Below are 22,993 nucleotides of genomic sequence, written 5' to 3'. Positions count from 1 at the left end.
CACCGGAGGTCATCACCCCATGCATCCTCTCCTGGCGCGATCCTTACGTGCCGCCGTCGCCCTCGCCGCCGGGGTGCTGCTGACGCCGGCGCCGGTGGCGCCCGCGGCGGCGGCCCCGCAGGGCCCGCCGCCGCGACCGGCGGTCCCCCAGGCTCCCGACCCGTCCCTGACCGTCCATCCGCTCGCCCCCGCCGACGGCCCGGTGGACAACCCGCTCAAGGGGTTCGCCCGCTTCTACAGCCCGGGCGGCGACCAGAACCAGGGCTATCCCCACGCGCTGACGTGGACGTACTTCGGGCTCTCCGAAGTCATGACGAACGCGGCGGACTGCGGCTCGTACGACTGGTCGCAGGTCGACAGCGCGCTCGCCGAGAGCGCGTCCTACGGCAACCAGGTCGCGCTGCGGTTCTACCTGGAATATCCGGGCGGCAGCGGCAGCCATCCGGCCAACGCCATCCCGCGCTGCTTCGACGGTCACGTCAGCTACCGGACCAACGCCTACTGGGGCACCACCAGCCCCGACTACGACAACGCCTACCTGCTCACCGCGCTGCGGAACTTCATCGCCGCGTTCGGCGCCCGCTACGACGGCGACCCCAGGATCGGCTTCATCCACGTCGGCCTCGTCGGCCTCTGGGGCGAATGGCACACCTGGCCGTACGACTCCGACACCGGCGACGGCTACCCGGACTACATGCCGACCGACGCCCACGGAACGCAGATCCTGCAGGCGTACGACGACGCCTTCGACAGCACCAAGCTGGAGGTCCGGTACCCGGGCTCCGGCGGACCGGCGGCCGCGAACCTGCGCATCGGCTACCACGACGACTCGTTCTGCTACCGCGAGGGCAGCCCGCTCGCCGGGGTGACCCTGCCCCGATCGCTCGGCGGCGCGGGATACGCCCAGCTCCAGCGGGCGCTCGAACACGGCGTGGAGAACAAGTGGATCACCGACTCGATGGGCGGTGAGGTGCGGCCCGAGATCCAGTCGCAGGCCTTCTCCTTCTGGCCCGGCGGCTCGGGCCAGGTGGACGACATGAAGGCGTGCATCGAGCTGGAGCACGCCACCTGGAAGATCAACGAGCGGAGCTCCGGCTACAACCCGGCCGATCCGAAGGTCGCGGCCGCGGTGCGGCTCATGGGCTACAACCTCAGCGTCACCAACGCCTACTACGCGAACGCCGCGACCGGCTCCGCGAAGATCGGCGTCCAGATCAGCAACGACGGCGTGGCCCCGTTCTACTACCCGTGGACGGTGACGCTGGGCCTGAAGAACGGCTCCGGCGGCGTGGTCAAGACCTGGGACACCCCCTGGGATCTGCGCACGGTGATGCCCCGCAGGATCAGGGCCTTCCCCGAGTGGGGTACGGGCTCCGACCCCGTCTATCTCGACCACGGCTACCCGCAGTACTTCGCGACCACCGTCGACCTGTCCGGGGTGGCCGGGGGCGCGTACCAGCTCGTCATGCGGGTGAAGAACCCGCTGGAGGCCGTCAGCGCCAACGCCAAGAAGCTGCGGTTCGCCAACGCCACCCAGAACGCCGACGGGTGGCTCGGGCTCGGCGCCATGACCGTCGGCCCGGGCGGTGACCAGGTCGCGCCGAGCGTGCCCACGGGGCTGACCTCGCCGTCGTCCACCGCCACGTCGGCCGCCCTGGCGTGGAACGCCTCGGCAGACAACGTCGCGGTCACCGGCTACCGGGTGCTGCGCGACGGCGCCCCGGTGGGCACGACCGGCGCGCTCACGTACACCGACACGGGCCTGACGCCCGCCACCTCCTACACCTACACGGTCAAGGCGCTCGACGCCGCGGGCAACTCCTCGGCCGCCTCCTCACCCCTCACCGTCACCACGAAGTCCGCCACGCTCGAAGCGGAGAGCCCGGTCAACACGCTGACCGGCGGCGCCGTCGTCGCCTCCTGCCCGGCCTGCTCGGGCGGGGCCAAGGTCGGCTACCTCGGCAACGGCGCGACCCTCATCGTCAACCAGGTCCACGCCGCCACCACCGGATCCCACACCCTCACCATCTCCTACCTGTCGGCCGAACCCCGCTCGGCCACCGTCAAGGTCAACAACGGCACCGCGACCACCGTCACCTTCCCCGCCACCGCCGACTGGGGCACCGTCGGCGTCCGCACCCTGAACGTCACCCTCACCGCCGGCGCCAACACCATCACCATCGCCAACCCCGCCGCCTGGGCCCCCGACATCGACAGGATCGGCATCACGGCGGGCTGACACCCGCCGGCGCCCCGGGCCGGTCACCGGTCCGGGGTCGCCGATCGCCGGCGTCACTTCATGCCGGAGAAGTTCATCGACTGCACCAGCCGCTTGCCGAGGAAGACGAGCAGGAGCAGCACCGGCAGGATGGACAGCACCGAGCCGGCCATGAGCCCGGTCCAGTCCGGCGCCCGGTTCGGGGACTGCTGGAGGAACACGCCCAGGCCGACGGTGAGGACCCGGGTGCTCTCCCCCTTCCCCACCAGCAGCGGCCACAGGTAGTCCTTCCAGCTCCACACGACGGTGGTGAGCCCGATCGTGATCAGCGGCCCCCGGCTCATGGGGAGCACGATCCGCCAGAACATCCCCCACCGGCTGATGCCCTCGAGCGTCGCCGCCTCCTCCACGTCCCTGGGGATGGACAGGAAGAACTGGCGCAGGAAGAACACCGCGAACGGCGTCATCAGCAGGCTGGGCAGGACCAGGCCCGGGATGGTGTTCAGGATGCCGAGCTGCTTGACCAGGACGAAGTTCGGCAGGAGCGTGAAGATCGGCGGCACCATCAGCGCGGCGACGATGACGGCGAAGGCCAGGTCCCTGCCGGGGAACCGCAGCCGGGCGAAGGCGTAGCCGGCCATGGCGCAGCAGAAGGTCTGCACGACGGCGATCAGGCCGCTGTAGACGAGCGAGTTCGTCGTGTAGAGCAGGAAGTCGATGTGCGCGCCAGACCCGCCCGCGGCTCTGGCCTCTTCGGCGCTGACCAGGCCCAGGATCCGGGCGAAGTTGATCAGCGTGGGGTTCTGCGGCCACAGCGCCGTCGAGTCGGTGTAGAGGTCGGCCGCGGGCGTGAGGGCCGTACGGACCATCCAGTAGAAGGGGAACACGGTGAGCACGACCGCGGCGGCCAGGGCGAACCAGGTGACGCCTCTGCCGATCTTGATGCCGGAGAACATCCGAAGACTCCTTAGCCCAGGTCCGAGCGCGAGGCGCGCAGCATCCGCATCTGCACGGCGGTCAGCACGCCGAGGATGACCACGAGGACCATCGCCACGGCGGAGGCGTATCCCATGTGGAAGTAGGTGAAGGCCTGCTGGTAGATGTAGTAGTAGATGACGCGGGTCTCCGGGATGGGCGCCTTGCCGCCGTACACGACCGCGACCGTGTCGAAGATCTGGAACGAGCCGATCAGCGACACCACCAGCACCAGCGCCAGGATCGGCCGCAGGAGCGGCAGCGTGATCGACCGGAACATCCGCACCTCGCCCGCGCCGTCGATGGCCGCGCCCTCGTAGAGATGCGGCGGGATCTGCAGCATCCCGGCGTAGAGCAGCAGCGCGGTGTAGCCGGTGTAGGCCCAGCTGTTGACCAGGGCCACCAGGGGCATCGCCCAGGCCGGGGAGTTGAACGACAACGTCGCGTCGAGCCCGGCCAGGCCGAGCAGGTGGTTGACGAACCCGAGATCGGGGTCCAGCATCCAGGCCCACAGCAGGCCGATCGTCACGTTCGGCACCAGCCAGGGGACCAGCAGCGTCGCCCGCAGCACGACCGACCGGGTCAGCCGGTGCATCAACGCCGCCAGTCCCAGGGCGAGCACGGTCTGGGAGACGATGTTCACGACCACGTAGTAGCCGGTGACCTTCAGCGCGTTCCAGAACTGGTCGTCGCTGACGAGCTGCCGGTAGTTGTCGGCGCCCACGTACGCCGGGTCGTTGAGCAGGCTGTAGTCGGTGAACGAGTACCACACGCCCCGGACGGTGGGATAGGCGTAGAAGATCAGGAAGCCGACGATCACCGGCAGCAGGAACAGCCATCCGACCAGCCGGTCGTCCCTCCGCCGGCGCGGGCCGCCGCCGCGGCCGAGAAGCCCCGGACGCCGGCCGGTCCCGGCATCGAGTCGTGTTCCCACCGCGTGCATGCCCGCTCCTTGTCGACAGCCACCTACCGGCGTTCCACGGCCGGCTATCGGACAATAATGATGCGAGCTAGCGATAATTTGTCAAGAGCTCATCATATATACGGCTGCGAGGGGACCCGGCTCGGCCAGACGGAGGCCGAGCCGGCGGCCGGGCCCCGCTAGTCCCAGCGGAAGAACAGCGCCGCCACGACCGTTCCGCAGACCGCGGCGGCCGCGAGACCGATCAGAGGGGCGGCCTCGACGGGAGCGCCCATCCAGGCGGCGGACAGGGCCTCGGTCCCCGCGCCGAACGGCAGCCACTGCCCGACCGTGGCGATCGCCTCCGGCAGGCTGTCACGCCCGCCGAACATGCCGCCGGTGGCCCCCAGGAGGAAGAAGACGGTCAGGCCGATCGCCACCGACGAGTTCGGGGTGGGTGACAGCGCCGCGACGATCAGCCCGACGGCGTACATGGCGGCCACGGTCAGCGCCAGCACGCCGATCGCCGCGCCGGCGCGCACGGGCGGGTTGGCCCCGAACGCCAGCACGGCCAGGATCCAGGCGGCCGCGATGCCCACGGCGATCTGCAGCGCCCCGACCACGGCCTGGGCGACCAGGACCATCACCGGCGAGACCGGTGTCACGCCGAGGCGGCGCAGGATGCCACTGCGGCGGTAGTAGGCCAGGAAGCTCGGCATGTTGACGATGCCGGTCGTGGCCACGACCATCGTGAACACCAGGGGCAGCACGAAGACGTCGAGCGCGGTGCGCCCGTGCGCGACGGGCTCCCGGCCGGCGGCCGAGGCGTTCATCACCAGGATGAGCATGGGCAGGCCGATCGGCACGATCAGCCCGGCGGTGTCGCGGGCCACGGACTTGAGCTCGCAGATCAGCAGTTCGGCGAAGGCACGCGGGCCCGGGCGGTGCACGGTGACGTCGGTCAACGGATCTTCTCCTCCTCGGTGTCGAGCCGGTGCCCGGTCAGGGCGACGAACGCGTCGTCCAGACCGGCCTGCTCGCCGCGGGTCTCGGTGGCCACGACCCCGGCGCGGACGAGTGCGACGCTGACGGCCTGGAGCAGGTCGCCTCGGCCCTCGACGACGACCCGGTCGCCGTCGGCGCGTACCCGGTCCACCCCGGCGAGCCCTTCCAGCAGCCCGCCGGGTACGGGCGAGGCCGCGCGGAAGGTGATCCGCTGGGCGAACCCGGCTCGCTTGACGAGCCCGGCCGGCGAGTCGAGGGCGACGACCCGCCCCGCGTCGAGCAGGGCGACCCGGTCGCACAGCCGCTCGACCTCCTCCATGGCGTGGCTGACGAGCAGGACGGTCACTCCTGAGTCGCGCAGCCGTTCGACCGTCGACCACATCTGACGGCGCGCCTCGGGGTCGAGCCCGGTGGTGAGCTCGTCGAGGATCACCACCCGCGGCCGGCCGACGAGGGCGAGCGCGATCGACAGCCGTTGCTGCTGGCCGCCGGACAGGCTCTCGAAGCGGGTGCGGGCGGAGGCGGTCAGGCCGACCGACTCGATCAGCTCACCGGCCGGCACGGGGTCGCGGTAGAAGGTCGCGTACAGGCGGACCAGCTCGGTGACGGTGAGCGCGGCGTGCAGGGTGGCGTCCTGCAACTGGACGCCGAGGACCTGGCGCAGCCGGGCCCGGTCGCGCCGGACGTCCAGGCCCAGCACGCGGACGGTGCCGCGGTCGGGCTTGCGGATCCCGGCGATCAGCTCGACCGTGGTCGTCTTGCCGGCCCCGTTGCGCCCCAGGATGCCGAAGATCTCCCCGGTGGCGACCGACAGGCTGATCTCCTCCACGGCGACCTTGGGCCCGTAGCGCTTGTGCAGTCGTTCCGCTTCGACGGCGGCAGACGGTGGTGTCGCAGGCATGCCGCCGACCCTAGGAAGGCGCGGGCGGCCGGCGCCTGTGCCGATGGTCAGCTTCGGCACCCATGACTTTCGGCACCCCGGCGCGACGGGAAAGGCCACTACAGTGGCGGTATGCGGCGAATCGAGCCGGACACGTGGGCGGGCCTGGCAGTACTTCTGGTGTGTATCGCGGTGGGAACGCCGACGCTGCTCGGCTGGGGCGGGACGCGCGTGCCCCAGCCGGTGTGGGGGGCGCTGTTCGTGGCGCTGCTGGCCACCCTGTTCGCCGCCGCCGTCTGGGAGGATCACCGGCCCAGGACAGCCTGGGCCTGCTACGGCGCATCGGTGGTGCTGGGCTGGCTGACCCTGCTGACCGCGCCCGACGCCGGATGGCTGCCGATCCTGCTGGTCTTCACCGCGTCCATGGGCGCCTACGTCGCGCCGCGGTGGGCGGGCCCGGTGGTGATCGCGCTGAACTGCGTCGTCATCGCCGCGGCCGCGACGCTCGGCGGCGTCCCGCATTCGGGCACCGCCCTGCACACGCTGCTGTACCTGCTGATCCAGACGGCGGGGCTGCTCAGCTCGCTGTCGATCATCCGCGAACAGCGGATGCGCCGCGAACTGGCGGAGGCGCATCTGGAACTGCGCGCGGCGAGCGTCATCCTGGCCGACACCGCCCGGGCCCACGAACGCCTGCGCATCGCCCGCGAGCTGCACGACCTCATGGGGCACCAGCTCACGGCGCTCACCCTGGAGCTGGAGGTCGCCCGCCACCACGACGGCCCCGCCGCGCGCAGGCACGTCGAGCGCGCCGACCGGGTGGCGCGCAATCTGCTGCGCGACGTGCGCGCGACCGTGGGGCAGCTCCGCGCCGACGCTCCCGACCTGCGCGAATCCCTCGCCGCCGTGGTCCGCGACATCCCCGGCCTCGACATCGGCATGTGGATCGACGACGCCGTACGCCCTTCCGAGGAGGTGACCCTGACGCTCGTCCGCGTCGTCCAGGAGATCATCACCAACACCGTCCGGCACGCGGGCGCGACCTCCCTGCGCATCCGGATCGAGAGCACGCCGGACCAGGTCGTCAGGCTCACCTCGGTCGACGACGGGCGCGGCAGCCCCCGGCTCCGGCTCGGCAACGGCCTGCACGGCCTCCGCGAGCGCATCGACGCCATCGGCGGCGACGTGCGGCTCGACGGCAGCGACGGATTCCGCGTGACGGCCACGCTGCCGGCGACAGTGCCGGCCACGCTACCCGCCACGCTGCCCGCCACGGTGCCGGCGCGATGATCCGCGTGATCGTGGTCGACGACCAGACCCTGGTGCGGCAGGGCATCCGCAGCCTTCTCGACCTGACCGAGGACATCGAGGTCGCCGGGGAGGCCGACGACGGCATGTCGGCGCTGGCGGCGATCGAGGAGCACTCCCCCGACGTCGTCCTGCTCGACCTGCGCATGCCGCGCCACGACGGCCTCTGGACGCTCGACGCGCTGCGCGAGTGGACGGGCGAGGTGCCGCCGGTGCTCGTGCTGACCACGTTCGACAACGACACCCTCGTGCTGGACGCGATGCGGGCGGGCGCGGGCGGCTACCTGCTGAAGGACGTGACGCTGGAGCGGCTGACCCGGGCCATCCGCGTCCTGGCCGACGGGGGGACGCTGATCTCGCCGTCGATCACCGACCGGCTGCTGCGCGCGGTGCGCCGCCGTCAGCCGCCGGACGAGGCCGACCTGCCCGCCGTCCAGCAGCTCACCGAGCGCGAGCTGGAGGTGCTCCGGCTCGTCGCGGAGGGCTACAGCAACCGCGAGATCGCGCGGGCGCTGTTCCTGGCCGAGGGCACCGTCAAGAACCACGTCTCGACCGTGCTGCTCAAGCTCGGGGCCCGGGACCGCACCAACGCGGTGCTGCGCGCCCTGCACGCCAGGGTCCTCGACTGACGTCCCCGGCATGAGGCATCTGACATGTCAGCACCCCTTCGGCAGGCGCCCACCCGAAGGGTGACGAACGTGACGTAAACAGCTGTCGGCGCGCCCGCATCCCCCGGCATAGTGGCCGGCGTGGATCACAACGCCGCGCCCGCCCCCCGCGGGCGGATCACCGACGCGCCGCCCCGCGCCCTCGGCGCCCTCGTCTCACTGTCCACGGCGGCGTTCTGTTACGTCGCCATGGAGACGCTGCCGATCGGCATCCTCCCCCTGATCTCGGCCGACCTGCACGTGTCGGCGACGACGGCCGGGCTGCTCCTCACCTCCTACGCCGTCACCGTCGCGGTGATCTCGATGCCGCTCGCCTACATCACGCAGCGGATCCCCCGCCGCCCCCTGATGGCGGCGCTCCTGGCGGTGCTGACGGTCGCCACGCTGGTGTGCGCCGCGGCCGGCGACTTCCAGGTCCTGCTGTGGTCGCGCATCGTCATCGCGGTCACCCAGGCGCTCTTCTGGGCGGTCGTGGCCCCGGCCGCCGCCGGCATGTTCCCCGTCCACGTACGCGGCAGGGTCACGTCCGTGGTCTTCGGCGGCGCCGCGCTCGCCCCGATGGCCGGCGTTCCCGCGGGCACCTGGCTCGGCCAGCAGGCGGGATGGCGTACGGCCTTCGTCGCGCTGGCGATCCTGGCGCTCCTGGCGTGCGCGGCGGTCGTCACGCTGATGCCGGGCGTGGCGCCCGGCCAGGGGCACGCCGCGACCGGCAGCAGCCCGGACGTCCGCCGCTACCTGATCGTGCTGGTCGCCACCGCGCTGGCGGTGACCGGGCTCTTCAGCGCCTTCACCTACACGGCCGTCTTCCTTACGGACGTCACCGGCATCCCGGCCGCGGCGATCAGCGTGGTGCTGCTGGCACGGGGGGTGGCGGACTTCGCCGGCATCGCCGCGGGGGGAATCGCCTCCGATCGTCACCAGCGGCTGGCCCTCGGGGTCCCCATCGCGTTACTGGCGGTCTCGATGTTCGGCATGTACGTCTTCGCCGGGACGGCGGCGGCCGTCGTGGCGCTGCTGGCGCTGTCCGGGTTCGCCATGGGCGCGCTGACGCCCGCGCTGTCCAACAGGGTTCTGGAAGTGGCGCCGGGGAGCAGCGACCTCGCCTCGGCCGGACAGTCCGCCGCCTTCAACGTCGGGATCGCGGCCGGGTCGTATCTGGGCGGGGTCGTGCTGCCGTCGGCCGGTGTGCGGGCCACCGCGCTCGCCGGTGGCATCGCCGCGGCGGCCGCCCTGCTCACCGTGCTCGCCGAACCGCTGATCGCCGGGCCCCGAGCCGCGGAGCGTTCCGCTCCGAACTGAAACTGGGTCCGGCCGGCCTCGACCACCCCGCCTCCCGCGCCGGGCGCGCCGACGTTCGAGCGGTTCCCCGTGGGCTCGATCAAATGACAACAGCATCTGGATTATGTGAGTATCCTGGTCGGGTCGTAGAGGAGAGGAGTGGCGATGGCCCGGCTGACACGCGTCCAGCAGCAGGCACGCACCCGCGCATCGGTGCTGGCGGCGGCGAGGGAGGAGTTCGTCGAGCACGGCTACGCCCCGGCCAAGGTCGACCGGATCGCCGAGCGGGCGGAGCTGACCCGGGGCGCCGTCTACTCGAACTTCCCGAGCAAGCGTGCGCTGTATCTGGCGGTGCTCGTCGACACGGTCGAGAGCGCGGACCCGGTCGCCCCGGCCCAGCCACCGGCGTCACCGGCCGACGCCCTGGGCGCGTTCGCCCGGGCGTGGCTGGAGCGGCTGCCCCTGATCGACGATCCCGCCGCGGGCGGCCGCCTGCGGCTGCGCTCCCTGGTGGGCGTCGTCGATGACGAGCAGGGACGCGTGGTGCTGGCGCAGCTCGCCCGGCTGGAGGCGTTGCTGCTCGGCCTCGCGCTGGAGTCGTGCGAGCCGGACGACGCCGCGCCGCGCCGCGTGCGCCTGGCCGAGCTGGTACTGACCCTGCTGAACGGTTCGGGCCTGCTGGCCGAACTGGCCCCGGGCTTCGGCGACCCCTTCGACCGGACCCGCGCCTGCCAGTATCTGGCCGGGCTCGACCTCGCCGACACCTGGGCTCCGCCGTACCTGCCCTACGTCGCGCCCGCCGAGCGGTGTCAGGAGCGCTGGGCCCCGCCCACGGGATCGCGCGATCAGATCACCGGACGCCCGGTCGACCTCGGCGCCGACGGCCTGGTCGTGGCGCTGGGCGCGCGGCGGCTGTCCGCCGCCGAGGAGGCCGTCCGCTCCGCCCGTCCGGGCGACCTGGTCACGGTGGTCGTCGTCACCGGCGACCCCGCCGAGACCGGCAGCCTCGTGCGGCTCCGGGTCAGCGACCTCACCAGGTGCCTGCGAGGCGTGTTCCCGCCCGGGACCTGGCAGCGCGTCCGGCTGGTCGTCGACGGGGCTCCGGCGGCGGCGGCCATGGGGCTCACCGGCGACGACGAGACGGAGGCCGCCGTGCGCGTCCGGGACGGTGTGATCATCGCCAGGAGCCGCGGGCGGGGCGCCGCCTACGCGGCCGCCACGGCCGGGGCCGCGGACCGTTCGCGGACGCGGGAGGCAGGGGCGTGACCGGGCTTCCCGGGACCGGGGTCGGCCCGCTGCTGCTCCATGCCCTGCGCTGTGGCGGCTGGGCCGGCGTCGCCCGGCTGGCCGTGGCCGGCGGCCTGGACGAGTCCACGGTCGAGTCCGAGCTGATCGATCTCGCGGTCGCCGGTCTCGTCACGTACATGTCTGACGGCTTCAACGTGTGGGGGCTGACCGACGCCGGCCGCGCCGCGAACGCCGAGCGCATCACCGCCGAGCTGGAATCGACCGGCGCCCGCCCCGCGGTGTCGGCCGCGTTCGAGCGCTTCCTCGTGCTCAACCCCGAACTCCTCGACCTCTGCGCCGCCTGGCAGCTGAGGCCCGTCGACGGCGTCATGACCGCCAACGACCACGCCGACCCGTCCTACGACGCCCGCGTCCTCGGCCGGTTCGCCGACCTGGACCGGCGCGCCACGGTCGTCTGCGCCGAGCTGTCCGCCGCGTTGCCGCGTTTCGGCCGCTACCGGGTCCGCCTGAGCGAAGCCCTCGACCGGGCCGGATCGGGCGAGCTGGAGTACCTGACCGACGGCACCGCCTCCTACCACGCCGTGTGGGCCGAGCTGCACGAAGACCTGCTCGCGACGCTCGGGATCCCCCGATGAGGTGGATCCGCCCGCTGTCGGCGCAGGTCGAGGAGGGCGCGGAGCTCCTCGGCGCCAAGGCGCACGGCCTCGTGGCGCTGCACCGTCTGGGCCTGCCGGTGCCCGCCGGGTTCGTCGTCACCACCGAGGCGTGCCGGGCGTTCCTGCGGGAGGGGCGGCTTCCCGGCGGGCTCGACGAGGAGCTCGCGACCGCCCTGGCCGGCCTGGAGGCCGCGACCGGCCGCCGGTTCGGCGGAGCGGGGACGCCGCTGGCCGTGTCGGTCCGCTCCGGGGCGAGCGTGTCGATGCCCGGCATGCTGAACACCGTCCTCAACCTCGGCCTGACGACCGGCGCGACGGCCGGGCTGGCGGCCGAGACCGGCGACGCCGGCTTCGCCCTGGACTCGCGGCTGCGGTTCCTGTCGACCTTCGCCTCCGCGATCACCGGCACGGACGTCGCGGGCCTGGCCGCCCAGGACGGTGAGGCGCGGCTCGCCGACGCGATCGAGGCGGTCCAGGAGCTCGCCCGGCTGCGCGGCCGGCCCATCCCCGACGACGCCGGCCGGCAACTGGTGCTCGCGGTCGGGACCGTCTTCTCCTCGTGGGACACCCCGCGCGCGCGGACCTACCGCGAACTGCACGACATCCCGCACGATCTGGGCACCGCCGCGATCGTGCAGACGATGGTGTACGGGAACCGCGACGAGCACAGCGGCACCGGGGTCGCCTTCAGCCGCGACCCCAACACCGGGGAGAACATCCCGTACGGCGACGTGCTGTTCGGGCGTCAGGGCGAGGACGTCGTCTCGGGCCGATCGCCGACCCGGCCCCTGCGCGAGCTCGCCGGTCGCGAACCGGCTGTGTGGGCCGCGCTGAGCGACGCCCTGGACCGGGTCGAGGAGCACTACCGCGACGCGTGCTACGTGGAGTTCACCTTCGAGGCGGGGAAGCTGTGGATCCTGCAGGTCCGGCCCGGCGCGGTCGTGGGCGGCGCCGCCGTCCGCGTCGCGACCGAGCTGGCCGACGAGCGCCTGATCAGCCGGCGCGAAGCGCTGCTCAGGGTCTCGCCGGAGCATCTCCGGCACGTCCGCACACCCCGCATGGCGCTCTCCGCGCGGGACGACATCGTGGCCCGGGGCGTGGGCGCGTGCCCGGGTGTCGCCTCCGGCAGGATCGCGACCACGACCGACGCGGCGGTGCGCATGTCCGCGGACGGCCCGGTCATCCTCGTCCGCCCGGAGACGTCCCCGCATGACATGCGCGGCCTGGCCGCCGCCTCGGGGATCGTCACCGCGCGTGGCGGACCGGCCAGTCATGCCGCGGTCGTCGCGCGGGCGATGGGGAAGCCCGCCGTCGTCGGCGTCACCGGCCTCGTCGTCGGCGCCGCCTCAGTGAGCGCCGGTGGGCGCGCCCTCGGCGAAGGCACCTTGGTCACCATCGACGGGACCGGCGGCGAGGTCGCCCTCGGCAGCCCTCGCATCACCACGGACGGCGCCGGCGCCCACCTGCGCCGGCTGCTCGCCTGGGCGGACGACGTGTCGGGCGACCACTCCGAACGCGACGAGACCCAGCGCCTGACGGCGGCCCGCGCCGCGCTCCGCCACGACGAGCCCCCCGGCCGCCACCGCTAGTGCTTTGACCGGAAATGATCACCGGGTTGGCGCGTAGGGCGTTCCTGCCGGTTGGATGGTGCTGATCATGTTCGATCGGCACGCGGGAGGCCAGATGACGCAACCGGTCAAGGTCCGCAGGCTCACGGACCAGGAAGGCCAGAAGCTGCAGCGGATCGTGCGGCGCGGTACGACCAGCACGGTCCGCTATCGGCGGGCGATGATCCTGCTGGCCTCGGCCGGCGGCAACACCGTGCCGGTCATCGCCCGGCTGGTGCAGGCCGATGAGGACACGGTGCGCGATGTGATCCATCGCTTCAACGAGATCGGGCCGGCCTGCCTGGACCCTCGGTGGGCGGGAGGCCGTCCCCGCCTGCTGAGTCCTGACGACGAAGAGTTCATCGCGCAGACGGCCGCCACCCGCCCGAGCAAGCTCGGCCAGCCGTTCACCCGCTGGTCCATCCGCAAGCTCCTCGACTACCTGCGCCGCATGCCCGGTCGCAGCTTCACCCTGGGCCGGGAAGCGTTACGCACCCTGCTGGCCCGCCACGGCATCACCTTCCAGCGCACCAAGACCTGGAAAGACTCACCCGACCCCGACTTCGACACCAAGCTCGACCAGATCGAGTACGCCCTGACCCAGCGGCCCGAGCGCACCTTCGCCTTCGACGAGTTCGGCCCGCTCGGCATCCGCCCCACCGCCGGGACGGGCTGGGCTCCTCAGGGCGAGCCGGACCGGCTGCCGGCCACCTACCACCGCACCCACGGCGTGCGCTACTTCCACGGCTGCTACTCCGTCGGCGACGACCTGCTGTGGGGTGTCAACCATCGGCGAAAGGGCATCGACCACACCTGGGCCGCCCTGAAGTCGATCCGCGCCGCCCGCCCGGACGGCGCCCCGATCTACGTGATCCTGGACAATCTGTCGGCGCACAAGAACCGGCGTATCCGCGCCTGGGCCAAGAAGAACAAGGTCGAGCTGCTGTTCACCCCGACCTATGCCTCGTGGGCCGATCCGATCGAGGCGCACTTCGGACCGTTGCGCCAGTTCACCCTGGCCAGCTCCGACCACCCCAACCACACCGTCCAGACCCGGGCGCTGCACGCCTACCTGCGCTGGCGCAACGCTCATGCCCGCCATCCCGATGTACTGGCCGCCCAACGCCGCGAACGCGCCCGCATCCGCAGTGAGAAAGGCATCCGCTGGGGCGGCCGACCACTCCAACCCGCAGCCTGATCCCCTCGGTCACAGCACTCGTCCTGGCACCCATCGTCGTGGGACGTCTGTTGGACCACCTTGACCTGCCGACCGTTTGCGGCAGGTTCATGGAAGCACTGCGCGCAGCGTCGAAGGCATGCTGGGCTGCCTCGTCCACTGTCGTCGGGTCCGGGGAGTTGTCGTGCAGGCTGTAGTGATCACCATGGTGGCGGTCTTCTTTTTCGGGATGGGTGTGTTCGGGTTGTTCGCGCCCGCCGTGCTGATCAGGCCGTTCCGGATGATCGCCGACTCGATCGAGGCGCGCAGTGAGGTCCGGGCGGTGTACGGCGGCTTCGGCGTGGCCGTCGGCGGACTGTTGCTGATGGCGCTTGCCGACGCGGGCGGGATGCGCACGGGGGTGGTCGTCACCGTCGCCGTGTCCCTGCTGGGCATGGCCTTCGGGCGGCTGGTGGGGCGGGCGGTCGAGCGGCCGACGGCGTTCTATCCCGTCTGGTGCTATTTCTGGGTGGAGGTCGTCGCCGCAGGCGCGTTGCTGGCGAGCCTTAGGTGACGGCGTCAGGTGATGGGTCCAGGCAGCGGATCGTCAGGCCCTGGGAGAGCAGGGCACTGGGCGTGAGGCCGAACATGGCGTGGAACGCGGTGCTCAAGTGGGACGGGCTGGCGAAATAGCCGTCGGCCGCCGCGCGGGTGAGATTGTGGCCCGCCGCCAGCGCCCGCGCGGCCCGATGCATCTGCGCCCACAGCCGGAAGCGGCGATACGACGTCCCCGTGCCCTGCCTGAACAGCCGCAGGAAGCGAGACTCCGACAATCCCAGCTCGGCGGCCAGCGGGGCGGCGGGCAGCGGCTGGTGGGCGTCGATGAGCCGCTGGGTCGCGGCCGTGATCCGCGGGTCGGCGTACGACGTCCTGGCGTGGCCGGTGGCCTTGGTGATCCAGGCGGTGACGTGCGGGACGGGAGTTTGCGAAGACAACTCCGCTGCCCAGGTGAGCAGGTCGTCCTCGTGCCGGTGCTCGGCAAGGATCTTCTCATGGCCGGTGGTGAAGCAGGTGCGGCACGCCCGGTCGTCCGCCGAGCCGGGGTCGAGGTAGAGGAACAGCATGTGGTCGCCGGACGCCGTGAGCTGGTGGCGTACCCGAGGGGCAACGAGCGCGGTGCGCACCCGCAGTTCGCCACCGGTCATCGGGTGAACGGTGAAGGGCGCGTCAACGCCCACGGCCATGCACGCGACCGCGCCGGAGTGCGGCTCCAGCCGCAGCGACGGCCCGGCGTACAGGGCGCGGCCCGGCCACAACCACACCACCGCCCCGGCTGTGGCGCGACGGATTGGTGAAAGCGCCGGCATCAGAGTCTCCTGCAGGCTGAGCGGAAAGCCGAGAACGTGTGAAGGAGGATACGGTGCGCTTCGTCGCCCGCATCACGGGGATGCTGCTGTTCGTCGCCGTGGGACTGCTCAACCTCGCGCCGGGAATCGGTGCGCTGGCGCCGTCCCAGTTCGCCACCGTCTACGGAGTTGTGGACGCCGACGCGACCAGCACGCTGCTGCTGCGGCATCGCGCGGTCATGCTGGCGCTGCTGGGTGTCGCGCTCCTGGCGGCGGCCGCCGTACCGGACTGGCGCCGACCGGTGCTGGTCGTCGCCGTAATCGGCAAGGCATCCTTCATCGTGCTTGTGGCGACGACCGCGGGCGCGGACCCGAAACTGACCTCGGTCGCATTCGCCGACGTGGCGGCGCTGGCCGCGCTGGCAGTGGCCGCCGTCCTCACCCGCGCCTGGACCACCCGCCCGCCGACCAGCGGGTGAACGGCTGGTCGAGCTTGGTCGGTCGCGTTTCCCCACGCCGATCACACATGTCTTCCACATTTGACCGGCGAGGACGGCTCCACGCGAACCGGTGATCGTTTCCGGTCACGACACTAGCCGCCCGGTCGTCAGGGCCGGACGCCGGGGCTGAACCCCGTCCATCGCAGGCCGGGCGGAAGGTGGCCCATGTCGTTGTAGAGCAGGATCGTGGGCGCGGCGCCGTCGTGATAGCTGATGGCCGTCAGCGCCGTGTTCCCGCAGCCGAGCCCCAGCCACCGCGCGGGCGGAGCGTCGAGCGCGTGCCGCACCAGCCAGGCCACCTGGTAGGCGTGCGTGACCAGGACCTCATGGGTCTCGGTCTCGGCGGGCCGCGCGAACCGCTCGACCAGCGCGTCCGCGATCCGCGCCCCAGCGGCAGCCTCGGCGGCGTCGTACCCGTCGAAGAACCCCGCCCACGCCGGAGGAATCTCCTCGGGCACATGCGGGACGTGGTCCACCAGCTCGGCCGCCTCCCGCACCGGGACACCCGGCAGGCGCTCGCCGATGATCCGGGCCGAGCGCACGGCCCGCGAAAGGGGCGAGTGCCACACCGCGTCGACCGGCAGGGCGGCGAGGCGGTCCGCCAGCAGCTCCGACTGCCTCCGCCCCTCCTCGGTCAACTCCCCGAAGGGGTCCGCCGAGCCGTGCCTCACCACGTACAGATGCCGGGCCGCCATCACACGTCCTTCCAGTGCACATAACATCCGGATGCGGACATCATCCTAGGGGACCCGGCCGTGCCCGGTGACGCGCGCCCGACCAGGGTCAGCGCTCGCTGTCCAGGTCGGCCATGTGCCGGCTGGGGTAGCGGTCGCCCCGGGCCGCGCCGCGCGGGACGAGGTCCTCGATCCGCGCGAGCTCCTCGGCATCGAACGAGACGCGCCCGCTGCCGACGAGCGTGCCGACCTGGTCCAGGCGTCGCGAGCCGACGACCGGCACGATGTCCTCGCCCTGGGCCGCGACCCAGGCGATCGCCAGCTGCGCGACGGAGGCGCCCTTGGCCTCGGCCAGCTCCTCCAGCCGCGCGGCCAGGGCCGCGTTGTGCTCCCGGTTGGCGCCCTGGAAACGCGGCGTCATCGCCCGCATGCCGCCCAGGGTTCCGCTGCCGCCGATCAGGCCGCGGGCCAGCACGCCGTAGGCGGTGACGCCGATGCCGAGTTCGCGGCACACGGGCAGGATGGCGTCCTCGATGCCGCGGCTGAACAGCGAGTACTCCAGCTGCACGTCGCAGATCGGCGCGACGGCCGAGGCGCGGCGGATCGTCTCCGCGCCGACCTCGCTGAGGCCGATGTGACGCACGTACCCCTTCTCGACCAGCTCGGCGATCGCGCCGACGGTGTCCTCGACGGGGACGGACGGGTCGAGCCGGGCCGGGCGGTAGACGTCGACGTGGTCGACGCCGAGACGCCGCAGCGAGTACGTCAGGAAGTTCCGCACCGCGGCGGGGCGGGCGTCGATCCCGGAATGGCCGCCGTCGGGGCCGCGCATGGCTCCGAACTTGACCGAGAGCACGACCTCGTCACGGTCGCGGCCCTCCAGCGCGCGCCGGATCAGCAGTTCGTTGTGCCCCGCGCCGTAGAAGTCGCCGGTGTCCAGCAGGGTGCCGCCGGCGTCCAGGTAGGCGCGCAGGACCCGTACGCCTTCGTCGTCGTCCACGGGGCCGTAGGCGCCGGACAGGGCCATGCCGCCGAGGCCGGGCGAGGAGACGGTGGGGCCGGTGCGGCCGAGGCCGCGGGCACCGAGCCGGGTTGTCGTCGTCATGTCCTCCACTGTGCGGGCCGCCGCCTGCCCGGACCAGGTCCAGCGCAACCAGGGACAACCTGTCCCTGGCTGAGCGCGGCAGGGCCCCTAGACTGGTGTGCGTGATCGACCGCTCCGGCCTCGCCGACTTCCTCCGTCGCCGCCGGGAGCTGCTGCACCCGGCCGACGTCGGCCTGCCCGACGGCGTACGGCGCCGGACGCCCGGTCTGCGGCGGGACGAGGTGGCGCAGCTTGCCGGCATGTCCGCCGACTACTACGCCCGGCTGGAGCAGTGCCGTGGCGCGAATCCGTCCGAGCCGATCGTGGCCTCCCTGGCGCGCGCGCTCCGCTGCGACCTGGACGAGCGTGACCACCTCTTCCACCTGGCCGGGCTGGCGCCTCCGATGCGCCGGGCCGGCCGGCACATCCGCCCGGGGCTGATCAGCCTGGCCGACCGGCTCACCGACGTCCCGGTCAGCATCTGCACCGATCTGCACGAGGTGCTGTGGCAGAACGCCCTCGCCGAGATCGTGCTCGGCCGTCGCGATCAGCAGGCGGGCCATGGCCGGATCGCGTGGCGCTGGTTCACCGATCCGCAGGCGCGCGACCGGTTCCTGGAGGAGGACCGGCCACGGCATTCGCTCGCGCTCGTCAACGACCTGCGGGCGACCTACTCGCGCCGCGCCGGCGACGACGACGTGGTGGAGCTGGTGCACGGGCTGCTGAAGCGCAGTGCGGAGTTCCGCGAGCTGTGGGAACGGCACGAGGTCGCGGTACGCCGTTTCGACCGCAAGCGGTTCGTCCACCCGGAGGTCGGGGTGCTGCACCTGACCTGCGAAGTGCTGTTCACCCCCGAGGCGGACCTCAAGATGCTGGCGTTCTTCCCGACCGAGGGCACCGGCACCCGCGAGAAGCTCGACCTGCTGCGCGTCATCGGGACGCAGGACTTCCGGACGTCCCTGTGACGACCTCGCTGCCGGAAGCGGCCGACCTGATGGACCGCTGGGCGCTGCGGCCCGACGGTCCCGTACGGAGCGGCATGGCGTCGCTCGTGCTGCCGGTGACCCGCGCCGACGGCACGCCCGCGGTGCTGAAGTTCCAGCAGCCCAGCGAGGACAACGCCGGCGCCGTGCCCGGCCTGCGGGCGTGGAACGGCGACGGCGTGGTGCGCCTGCTCGACCACGACCCGGACACCGGCACCATGCTGCTGGAACGGCTGGACGCGGCCCGCCCGCTGTCGTCGGTGGCCGACGACGACGAGGCGATGCGGGTCGTCGCCGGGCTGCTGGCGCGCCTGGTCGCGGTGCCCGCGCCCGCCGGGATGCGGCGGCTGGGCGACATCGCCGCCGCCATGCTCGACCGGACGCCCGGGGCCGTGCCGGCGTTGCGCGACCCGGCCGAGCGACGGCTGGTGCGCACCTGCGCGTCCGCCGTGGCCGAGCTGGCCGGCGAGCCCGGTGACCGCCTGCTGCACTGGGACCTGCACTACGACAACGTGCTCGCCGGGCGGCGGGAGCCGTGGCTGGCCATCGACCCCGAGCCGCTGGCCGGCGATCCCGGGTTCGACCTGTGGCCGGCGCTGGACAGCCGGTGGGAGGAGGCGGTGGTGGCGACCGGCGACGTGACGGGCGCGGCGCTCCGCCGCTTCGACCTGCTGACCGAGGCACTCGGCCTGGACCGGCGGCGGGCGGCCGGGTGGACGCTCGGCCGCATCCTGCAGAACGCGCTGTGGGACGTCGAGGACGGCAGGACCGAGCTCGAACCGGCCCAGGTCGCCCTAGGCGTGGCCCTGCTGCGCCGGTGGGCTCCCCCTCTCAGCGGGAGAGGGCGGTGAGCCGGTTGCTGAAGCGGGCGAGCATCCCGCTCTGCGACGTCTCGGAGACCATCCGGCCGATCAGCGGCGGGATCCGCCAGTTGGCGGGGCTGCGCCTGGCCAACCGTGACACCAGGTTGACGTGCGGGTAGCGGGCCTTCTCGTAGGCGCGTAGCCGGTGCGCCGGATCGCCGCCCCTGGCGAGCTCGCGCCCCAGCACCCACACGTCCTCCAGGGTCTGGTTGGCGCCCTGGCCGAGAGTGGGCGGCATGAGGTGGGCGGCGTCGCCGAGCAGCGTGACGCGGCCCTTGCCCCACTCCCGGCGCACCTTCTGCCAGTGGTGGCCGAAGAAGTCGAGGTCGTCCCCGGACGCCTGGGCGAGCAGTTCGGGGACGGGTGACGCCCAGTGGCCGAAGCGGCGCCTCAGCTCGGCCAGCGGCGCGGCGGGGCGCGGGCTGCCGGGGGACCAGCGCACGTCGAACCACCACTGGAGCTTGCCCTCGCCGGCGGGGATGATCCCGCACGCGCCCTCCCGTCCGGTGATCATGAGGTGGAGGTGGGTGTCCGTGACGTCGATGTCGATCCGGCTCAGGGCCTGCCAGGTGCCGAAGGTGGCCGTGCGTACGGGGACGTCGCCCCACAGCTCGCGCCGCACGACCGAGTGGTGGCCGTCGGCCCCGATGAGCAGGTCGCCCGTGGCCGTCGAGCCGTCGTCGAAGGTCACCGTGACCCGGTCGCCGTCCTGGGTCACGCTCCGGCAGGCCGTGCCGTAGCTGATCAGGTCGGCGGGCAGCCCTTCGGCCAGCCGTTCCAGCACGAGGCGGCGGGAGACCGACTTGTTCGGGAACCCGTAGAGCGTGGCGGCGTGCGCCATGTCGGACCTGAGCCGCAGCCGGCCGTCCGCCGTCAGCGCGTCGATCCGGTCGAACCGGCCACCGGCGCCGTCGAGGGTGACGCCGAGGTCGTGCAGCACGGCGGCGCCGTTGCTGAAGATGCTCAGCCCCGCGCCGCCCGTTCGCAGGGCCTCGGCCTGCTCGTAGATCCGCACCCGGTGCCCCGCGGCCAGCAGGCTCCGCGCGACGGCCAGGCCGCCCACGCCCGCGCCGATGACAAGAACGTCCATGTTCTCTCCAAATCGAAATGACTCCGCTTCGAAGATACATCGATATGAAGTACATTGGGCGGGTGACCGGCAAGCATCCGGAAGAGGACGTCTTCCGCGAGTTCCTGATCGCGGTCATGCTGCACATCGAGGCGATCGCCGGTCGGCTCGGCGTGCAGCATGTCGACGTGGCCGCCCTCATCCTGCTGGAGATGCGCGGCCCCCTCGCGGTGGGCGCGATCTCCGAGGAGCTGGGGCTGCCGTCCGCCTCCACGACCCGGCTCGTCGACCGCCTGGAGAAGGCCGGCTACGTACGGCGGGTGCGCGGCGAGCGCGACCGGCGCACGGTCACCGTGGAGCTGATCGAGGACGGCATGGCCGAGTACCACGCCACCCGCGTCACCTCCGAGCGGCACCTGGGGAAGATCGGCGCGGACTATTCGCCGGAGCAGGTGCCGCTGATGCTCGGCATGCTCACCGGCGTCGCCCGCGCCTACCGCTCGGCCACCAGGGAACTGCGCGAACAGCCCGGTTGAGCCCCTGCCCGTCCCGCGGGCGAAGCGTCAGGTCCGGGCCGTGGCCGGATCCGCCGTGGCCACCAGCCAGTCGCGGTCGGCGGCCAGCGGGGCGACGGCGCGGGCGCCGGGGAGGGTGGCCCGCACGCACCGGGTGAGCGCGTCGCCCGCGCTCAGCTCGATGTACTGGTGACCGGGACCGAGGCGCCGCAGGGTCCCGGGCAGGTGCACGGGCTGGGTGACGCAGCCGGCCAGCGCCCGGCGCAGGTCGTCGCGGTCGTCGTACACCCGCCCGTGGACCGGCGAGTGGACGGGCACCCGCAGCGGACGCTGCCGCAGCGGGCCCAGCCCCCGCAGGAAGCGGTCCGCGACCTCGCCGAGCGCGGGGTGGTGCGCCGCGTAGGGTACGGCGAGCCTGGTCATCGTGGTCCCGCCGAACGCCAGCAGCGCCTCGACGGCGTCGACGGGCCCGCTCACGATGGTCTGGTCCGGCGCGTTCACGCAGGCGAGTGTCAGATCGGGCAGACGGGCACGCGCGAGCAGCCGGAGACAGCCCGCCTCGCCCAGCTCCGGCAGCAGGACCATCGCCCCGCGTCCCTCGGACTGCCGGAAGGCCGCGTTGAGCGCGCACACCGCGCGGGTGCCGTCGGCGACGTCGAAGGCGCCCGCGCAGACGAGGGCCGCGATCTCGCCGAAGCTCTGCCCGACGATCGCGCGCGGGGTGAGCCGGGCCGACAGCAGCCGGCCCACGATGACCGAGATCGCGTATCCGGCCAGTTGCGGCACCCCCGACTCCATCCGCAGCGAGCGGGACCGGTCGAACAGGACGCGGCGGACGGCGGACCAGGGCGCCCCGGTCGTGGTCAGGACGCCCTCGATCTCGTCGAGCACCTGCTCGCACACCGTCCGGACGGCGGGTGAGGCGTCGTGGACGTCCAGCAGGGCGCCGCGCGGGTCGCCGCCCTGGCCGGGGACCAGGTAGACCGGCTCAGGAGTCGCCCGCGGCATGGGACCCCCGATCGGCGGAGGGGTTGCCGGCGGACCAGGTGAGCACGCCGCTCCCCCAGGTCAGTCCCGCCCCGAAGGCGACGATCAGGACGTGGTCGCCCGGGCGGAGCCGGCCCTGCCGGTGCGCGTCGGCCAGGGCGTAGGGCAGCGCTCCTGCGCCGATGTTCCCCACCCGGTCGGCGACGATCACGAGCCGCTCCGGGGCGAACCCGGCTTCGGCGCAGGCCTGGCGGAGCAGCACGGGATTGGGCTGGTGGGTGACCACCAGCGCGATGTCGTCCCTGGTCAGCCCTGATTCCCGCAAGGCCTGGGCGGCGGCCAGGGGGAAGATCTCCAGGATGAACTTGCGTACCGCCCTGCCGTCCATGTGGATGCGGTGCAGGCCACGCTCGACCGTCTCGTGGCTGGCCGGCAGCCGGCTGCCCCCGCCGGGGATCAGGACGTCGCCCGCGCGGGTGCCGTCGGAGCCCAGGATGATCGGGCCGAACCCGTGCCCGGCGGCCACGGTGCCGAGAACCGCCGCGCCGGCCCCGTCGGCGAACAGCACCGCCGTGCCCCGGTCGGCGTCGTCGAGGAAGCGCGAGTACGCCTCCACGCCGACGACCGCGGCGTGCCGGCCCGGCCGCTCCAGGCGCAGCCAGTCGGAGGCGACCCGGGTGCCGAAGAGCCAGCCGGCGCAGGCCGCCGAGACGTCGAGCGCGACCGCGTTCTCCGCGCCGAGCAGGGCCTGGACCCGGCAGGCGGTCGAAGGGCCGAGTTCGTCGGGCGTGGACGTCGCCAGGATCAGCAGGTCCAGGTCGCCCGGCCGCAGCCCGGCGCTGCGCAACGCCGCCCGGACCGCGTGCGCGGCCAGGTCCGAGGCGGCCTCGCCGGGTGCCGCGACATGGCGCCGCCGCACGCCCGTCCGCTCGGCGATCCACTCCGCCGACACGCCCGCCCGTCCGGCGACCTCCTCGTTGGTGCGGATCGCCTCGGGCACGTGGGCGCCGGTGCCGAGGACGCCGACTCCCGGGGGAAGGGAGATCAAGCCGTTCACCTCTCTCATGTGCGC

22 protein-coding genes and 1 pseudogene are annotated in these 22,993 nt (G+C 72.8%); 13 read left to right on the top strand and 10 right to left on the bottom strand.

Going from position 1 to position 22,993, the window contains the following annotated elements; all coding sequences use genetic code 11:
* The first annotated feature begins 19 nt into the window (after window positions 1–19).
* Window positions 20–2,239 carry a fibronectin type III domain-containing protein gene (locus ADY59_RS53290; RefSeq protein ID WP_049560908.1) on the top strand — a complete coding sequence of 740 codons (2,220 nt, stop codon included), beginning with the start codon at window positions 20–22 and terminating at the stop codon, window positions 2,237–2,239.
* 53 nt (window positions 2,240–2,292) lie between these two features.
* Here ADY59_RS53290 and ADY59_RS10880 read toward each other — a convergent pair whose 3' ends face one another.
* The 4 genes from ADY59_RS10880 to ADY59_RS10865 all read right to left on the bottom strand — a co-directional run bounded on the left by ADY59_RS10880 (window position 2,293) and on the right by ADY59_RS10865 (window position 6,000).
* Window positions 2,293–3,174: a carbohydrate ABC transporter permease gene (locus ADY59_RS10880; RefSeq protein ID WP_049560906.1), complete on the bottom strand. Its 882-nt coding sequence runs from the start codon at window positions 3,172–3,174 to the stop codon at window positions 2,293–2,295.
* Between the two features lie 11 nt (window positions 3,175–3,185).
* A complete protein-coding gene (locus ADY59_RS10875) occupies window positions 3,186–4,136 on the bottom strand; it encodes a carbohydrate ABC transporter permease (RefSeq protein WP_082310017.1) in 951 nt (316 codons plus the stop codon).
* A 158-nt stretch (window positions 4,137–4,294) separates the two neighbouring features.
* Entirely contained in the window at window positions 4,295–5,059 is a 765-nt protein-coding gene (locus ADY59_RS10870; RefSeq protein ID WP_049560904.1) for an ABC transporter permease, read from the bottom strand.
* Window positions 5,056–6,000 (bottom strand): ABC transporter ATP-binding protein, encoded by a 945-nt coding sequence (locus ADY59_RS10865; RefSeq protein ID WP_049560901.1) that lies wholly within the window; start codon window positions 5,998–6,000, stop codon window positions 5,056–5,058. Before ADY59_RS10865 ends, ADY59_RS10870 begins: the two co-directional genes overlap by 4 nt.
* A gap of 111 nt (window positions 6,001–6,111) precedes the next feature.
* On the opposite strand from ADY59_RS10865, the gene ADY59_RS10860 reads away from it, so the two are divergent.
* The 8 genes from ADY59_RS10860 (at window position 6,112) to ADY59_RS10825 (ending at window position 14,474) form a co-directional block, all read left to right on the top strand.
* Window positions 6,112–7,269: a sensor histidine kinase gene (locus ADY59_RS10860; protein WP_049560899.1), complete on the top strand. Its 1,158-nt coding sequence runs from the start codon at window positions 6,112–6,114 to the stop codon at window positions 7,267–7,269.
* Window positions 7,266–7,916: a response regulator gene (locus ADY59_RS10855; RefSeq protein ID WP_049560896.1), complete on the top strand. Its 651-nt coding sequence runs from the start codon at window positions 7,266–7,268 to the stop codon at window positions 7,914–7,916. Before ADY59_RS10860 ends, ADY59_RS10855 begins: the two co-directional genes overlap by 4 nt.
* A 120-nt stretch (window positions 7,917–8,036) precedes the next feature.
* Window positions 8,037–9,254 carry an MFS transporter gene (locus ADY59_RS10850; protein ID WP_156325421.1) on the top strand — a complete coding sequence of 406 codons (1,218 nt, stop codon included), beginning with the start codon at window positions 8,037–8,039 and terminating at the stop codon, window positions 9,252–9,254.
* 144 nt (window positions 9,255–9,398) lie between these two features.
* Window positions 9,399–10,499, top strand: a complete 1,101-nt coding sequence (locus ADY59_RS10845; protein ID WP_049560893.1) for a TetR/AcrR family transcriptional regulator — start codon at window positions 9,399–9,401, stop codon at window positions 10,497–10,499.
* Window positions 10,496–11,116 (top strand): hypothetical protein, encoded by a 621-nt coding sequence (locus tag ADY59_RS10840; RefSeq protein WP_049560891.1) that lies wholly within the window; start codon window positions 10,496–10,498, stop codon window positions 11,114–11,116. The genes ADY59_RS10845 and ADY59_RS10840 overlap by 4 nt, the downstream gene beginning before the upstream one ends.
* The gene (locus ADY59_RS10835; RefSeq protein WP_053174627.1) at window positions 11,113–12,726 is read left to right on the top strand and encodes a pyruvate, phosphate dikinase; all 1,614 of its coding nucleotides are present in this window, start codon (window positions 11,113–11,115) and stop codon (window positions 12,724–12,726) included. The genes ADY59_RS10840 and ADY59_RS10835 overlap by 4 nt, the downstream gene beginning before the upstream one ends.
* 94 nt (window positions 12,727–12,820) lie before the next feature.
* Complete coding sequence (locus ADY59_RS10830; RefSeq protein WP_049561015.1) at window positions 12,821–13,942, top strand: IS630 family transposase; 1,122 nt, start codon at window positions 12,821–12,823, stop codon at window positions 13,940–13,942.
* 163 nt (window positions 13,943–14,105) lie between these two features.
* Complete coding sequence (locus ADY59_RS10825) at window positions 14,106–14,474, top strand: DUF4345 domain-containing protein (RefSeq protein WP_156325420.1); 369 nt, start codon at window positions 14,106–14,108, stop codon at window positions 14,472–14,474.
* On the opposite strand, the gene ADY59_RS10820 is transcribed toward ADY59_RS10825, so the two are convergent.
* Entirely contained in the window at window positions 14,467–15,225 is a 759-nt protein-coding gene (locus ADY59_RS10820) for an AraC family transcriptional regulator (RefSeq protein WP_197093543.1), read from the bottom strand. The two genes, ADY59_RS10825 and ADY59_RS10820, sit on opposite strands and share 8 nt — an antisense overlap.
* A gap of 80 nt (window positions 15,226–15,305) precedes the next feature.
* On the opposite strand from ADY59_RS10820, the gene ADY59_RS10815 reads away from it, so the two are divergent.
* Entirely contained in the window at window positions 15,306–15,725 is a 420-nt protein-coding gene (locus tag ADY59_RS10815) for a hypothetical protein (protein WP_231618655.1), read from the top strand.
* 128 nt (window positions 15,726–15,853) lie between these two features.
* On the opposite strand, the gene ADY59_RS10810 is transcribed toward ADY59_RS10815, so the two are convergent.
* Window positions 15,854–16,441 carry a histidine phosphatase family protein gene (locus tag ADY59_RS10810; protein ID WP_049560878.1) on the bottom strand — a complete coding sequence of 196 codons (588 nt, stop codon included), beginning with the start codon at window positions 16,439–16,441 and terminating at the stop codon, window positions 15,854–15,856.
* A gap of 88 nt (window positions 16,442–16,529) precedes the next feature.
* Window positions 16,530–17,525: an aldo/keto reductase gene (locus ADY59_RS10805; protein ID WP_049560875.1), complete on the bottom strand. Its 996-nt coding sequence runs from the start codon at window positions 17,523–17,525 to the stop codon at window positions 16,530–16,532.
* A gap of 101 nt (window positions 17,526–17,626) precedes the next feature.
* Between ADY59_RS10805 and ADY59_RS10800 the strand changes: the two genes are divergently transcribed.
* On the top strand, window positions 17,627–18,469 hold the full coding sequence (locus tag ADY59_RS10800) for a helix-turn-helix transcriptional regulator (RefSeq protein ID WP_231618654.1): 843 nt from the start codon (window positions 17,627–17,629) through the stop codon (window positions 18,467–18,469).
* A 23-nt stretch (window positions 18,470–18,492) separates the two neighbouring features.
* Window positions 18,493–19,338 (top strand): annotated as a pseudogene (locus ADY59_RS10795) (aminoglycoside phosphotransferase family protein); the annotation flags it as partial.
* Here the strand turns inward: ADY59_RS10795 and ADY59_RS10790 are convergent.
* A complete protein-coding gene (locus ADY59_RS10790) occupies window positions 19,319–20,440 on the bottom strand; it encodes an FAD-dependent oxidoreductase (protein WP_049560870.1) in 1,122 nt (373 codons plus the stop codon). The pseudogene ADY59_RS10795 and the gene ADY59_RS10790 sit on opposite strands and share 20 nt — an antisense overlap.
* A gap of 44 nt (window positions 20,441–20,484) precedes the next feature.
* Here ADY59_RS10790 and ADY59_RS10785 point away from each other — a divergent pair, with 44 nt between their 5' ends.
* Entirely contained in the window at window positions 20,485–20,955 is a 471-nt protein-coding gene (locus ADY59_RS10785; protein WP_197093542.1) for a MarR family winged helix-turn-helix transcriptional regulator, read from the top strand.
* Between the two features lie 27 nt (window positions 20,956–20,982).
* Here ADY59_RS10785 and ADY59_RS10780 read toward each other — a convergent pair whose 3' ends face one another.
* On the bottom strand, window positions 20,983–21,942 hold the full coding sequence (locus ADY59_RS10780; RefSeq protein WP_049560865.1) for an acyltransferase domain-containing protein: 960 nt from the start codon (window positions 21,940–21,942) through the stop codon (window positions 20,983–20,985).
* A complete protein-coding gene (locus ADY59_RS10775) occupies window positions 21,923–22,969 on the bottom strand; it encodes a 3-oxoacyl-ACP synthase III family protein (RefSeq protein WP_231618653.1) in 1,047 nt (348 codons plus the stop codon). Before ADY59_RS10775 ends, ADY59_RS10780 begins: the two co-directional genes overlap by 20 nt.
* Window positions 22,970–22,993 lie beyond the last annotated feature (24 nt).

Origin of the sequence: Nonomuraea sp. SBT364 (assembly GCF_001083785.1) — a bacterium.
Lineage (GTDB): Bacteria > Actinomycetota > Actinomycetes > Streptosporangiales > Streptosporangiaceae > Nonomuraea.
The sequence above is the reverse complement of the archived record's forward strand: the minus strand, read 5'-3'. Positions and strand labels throughout refer to the sequence as shown.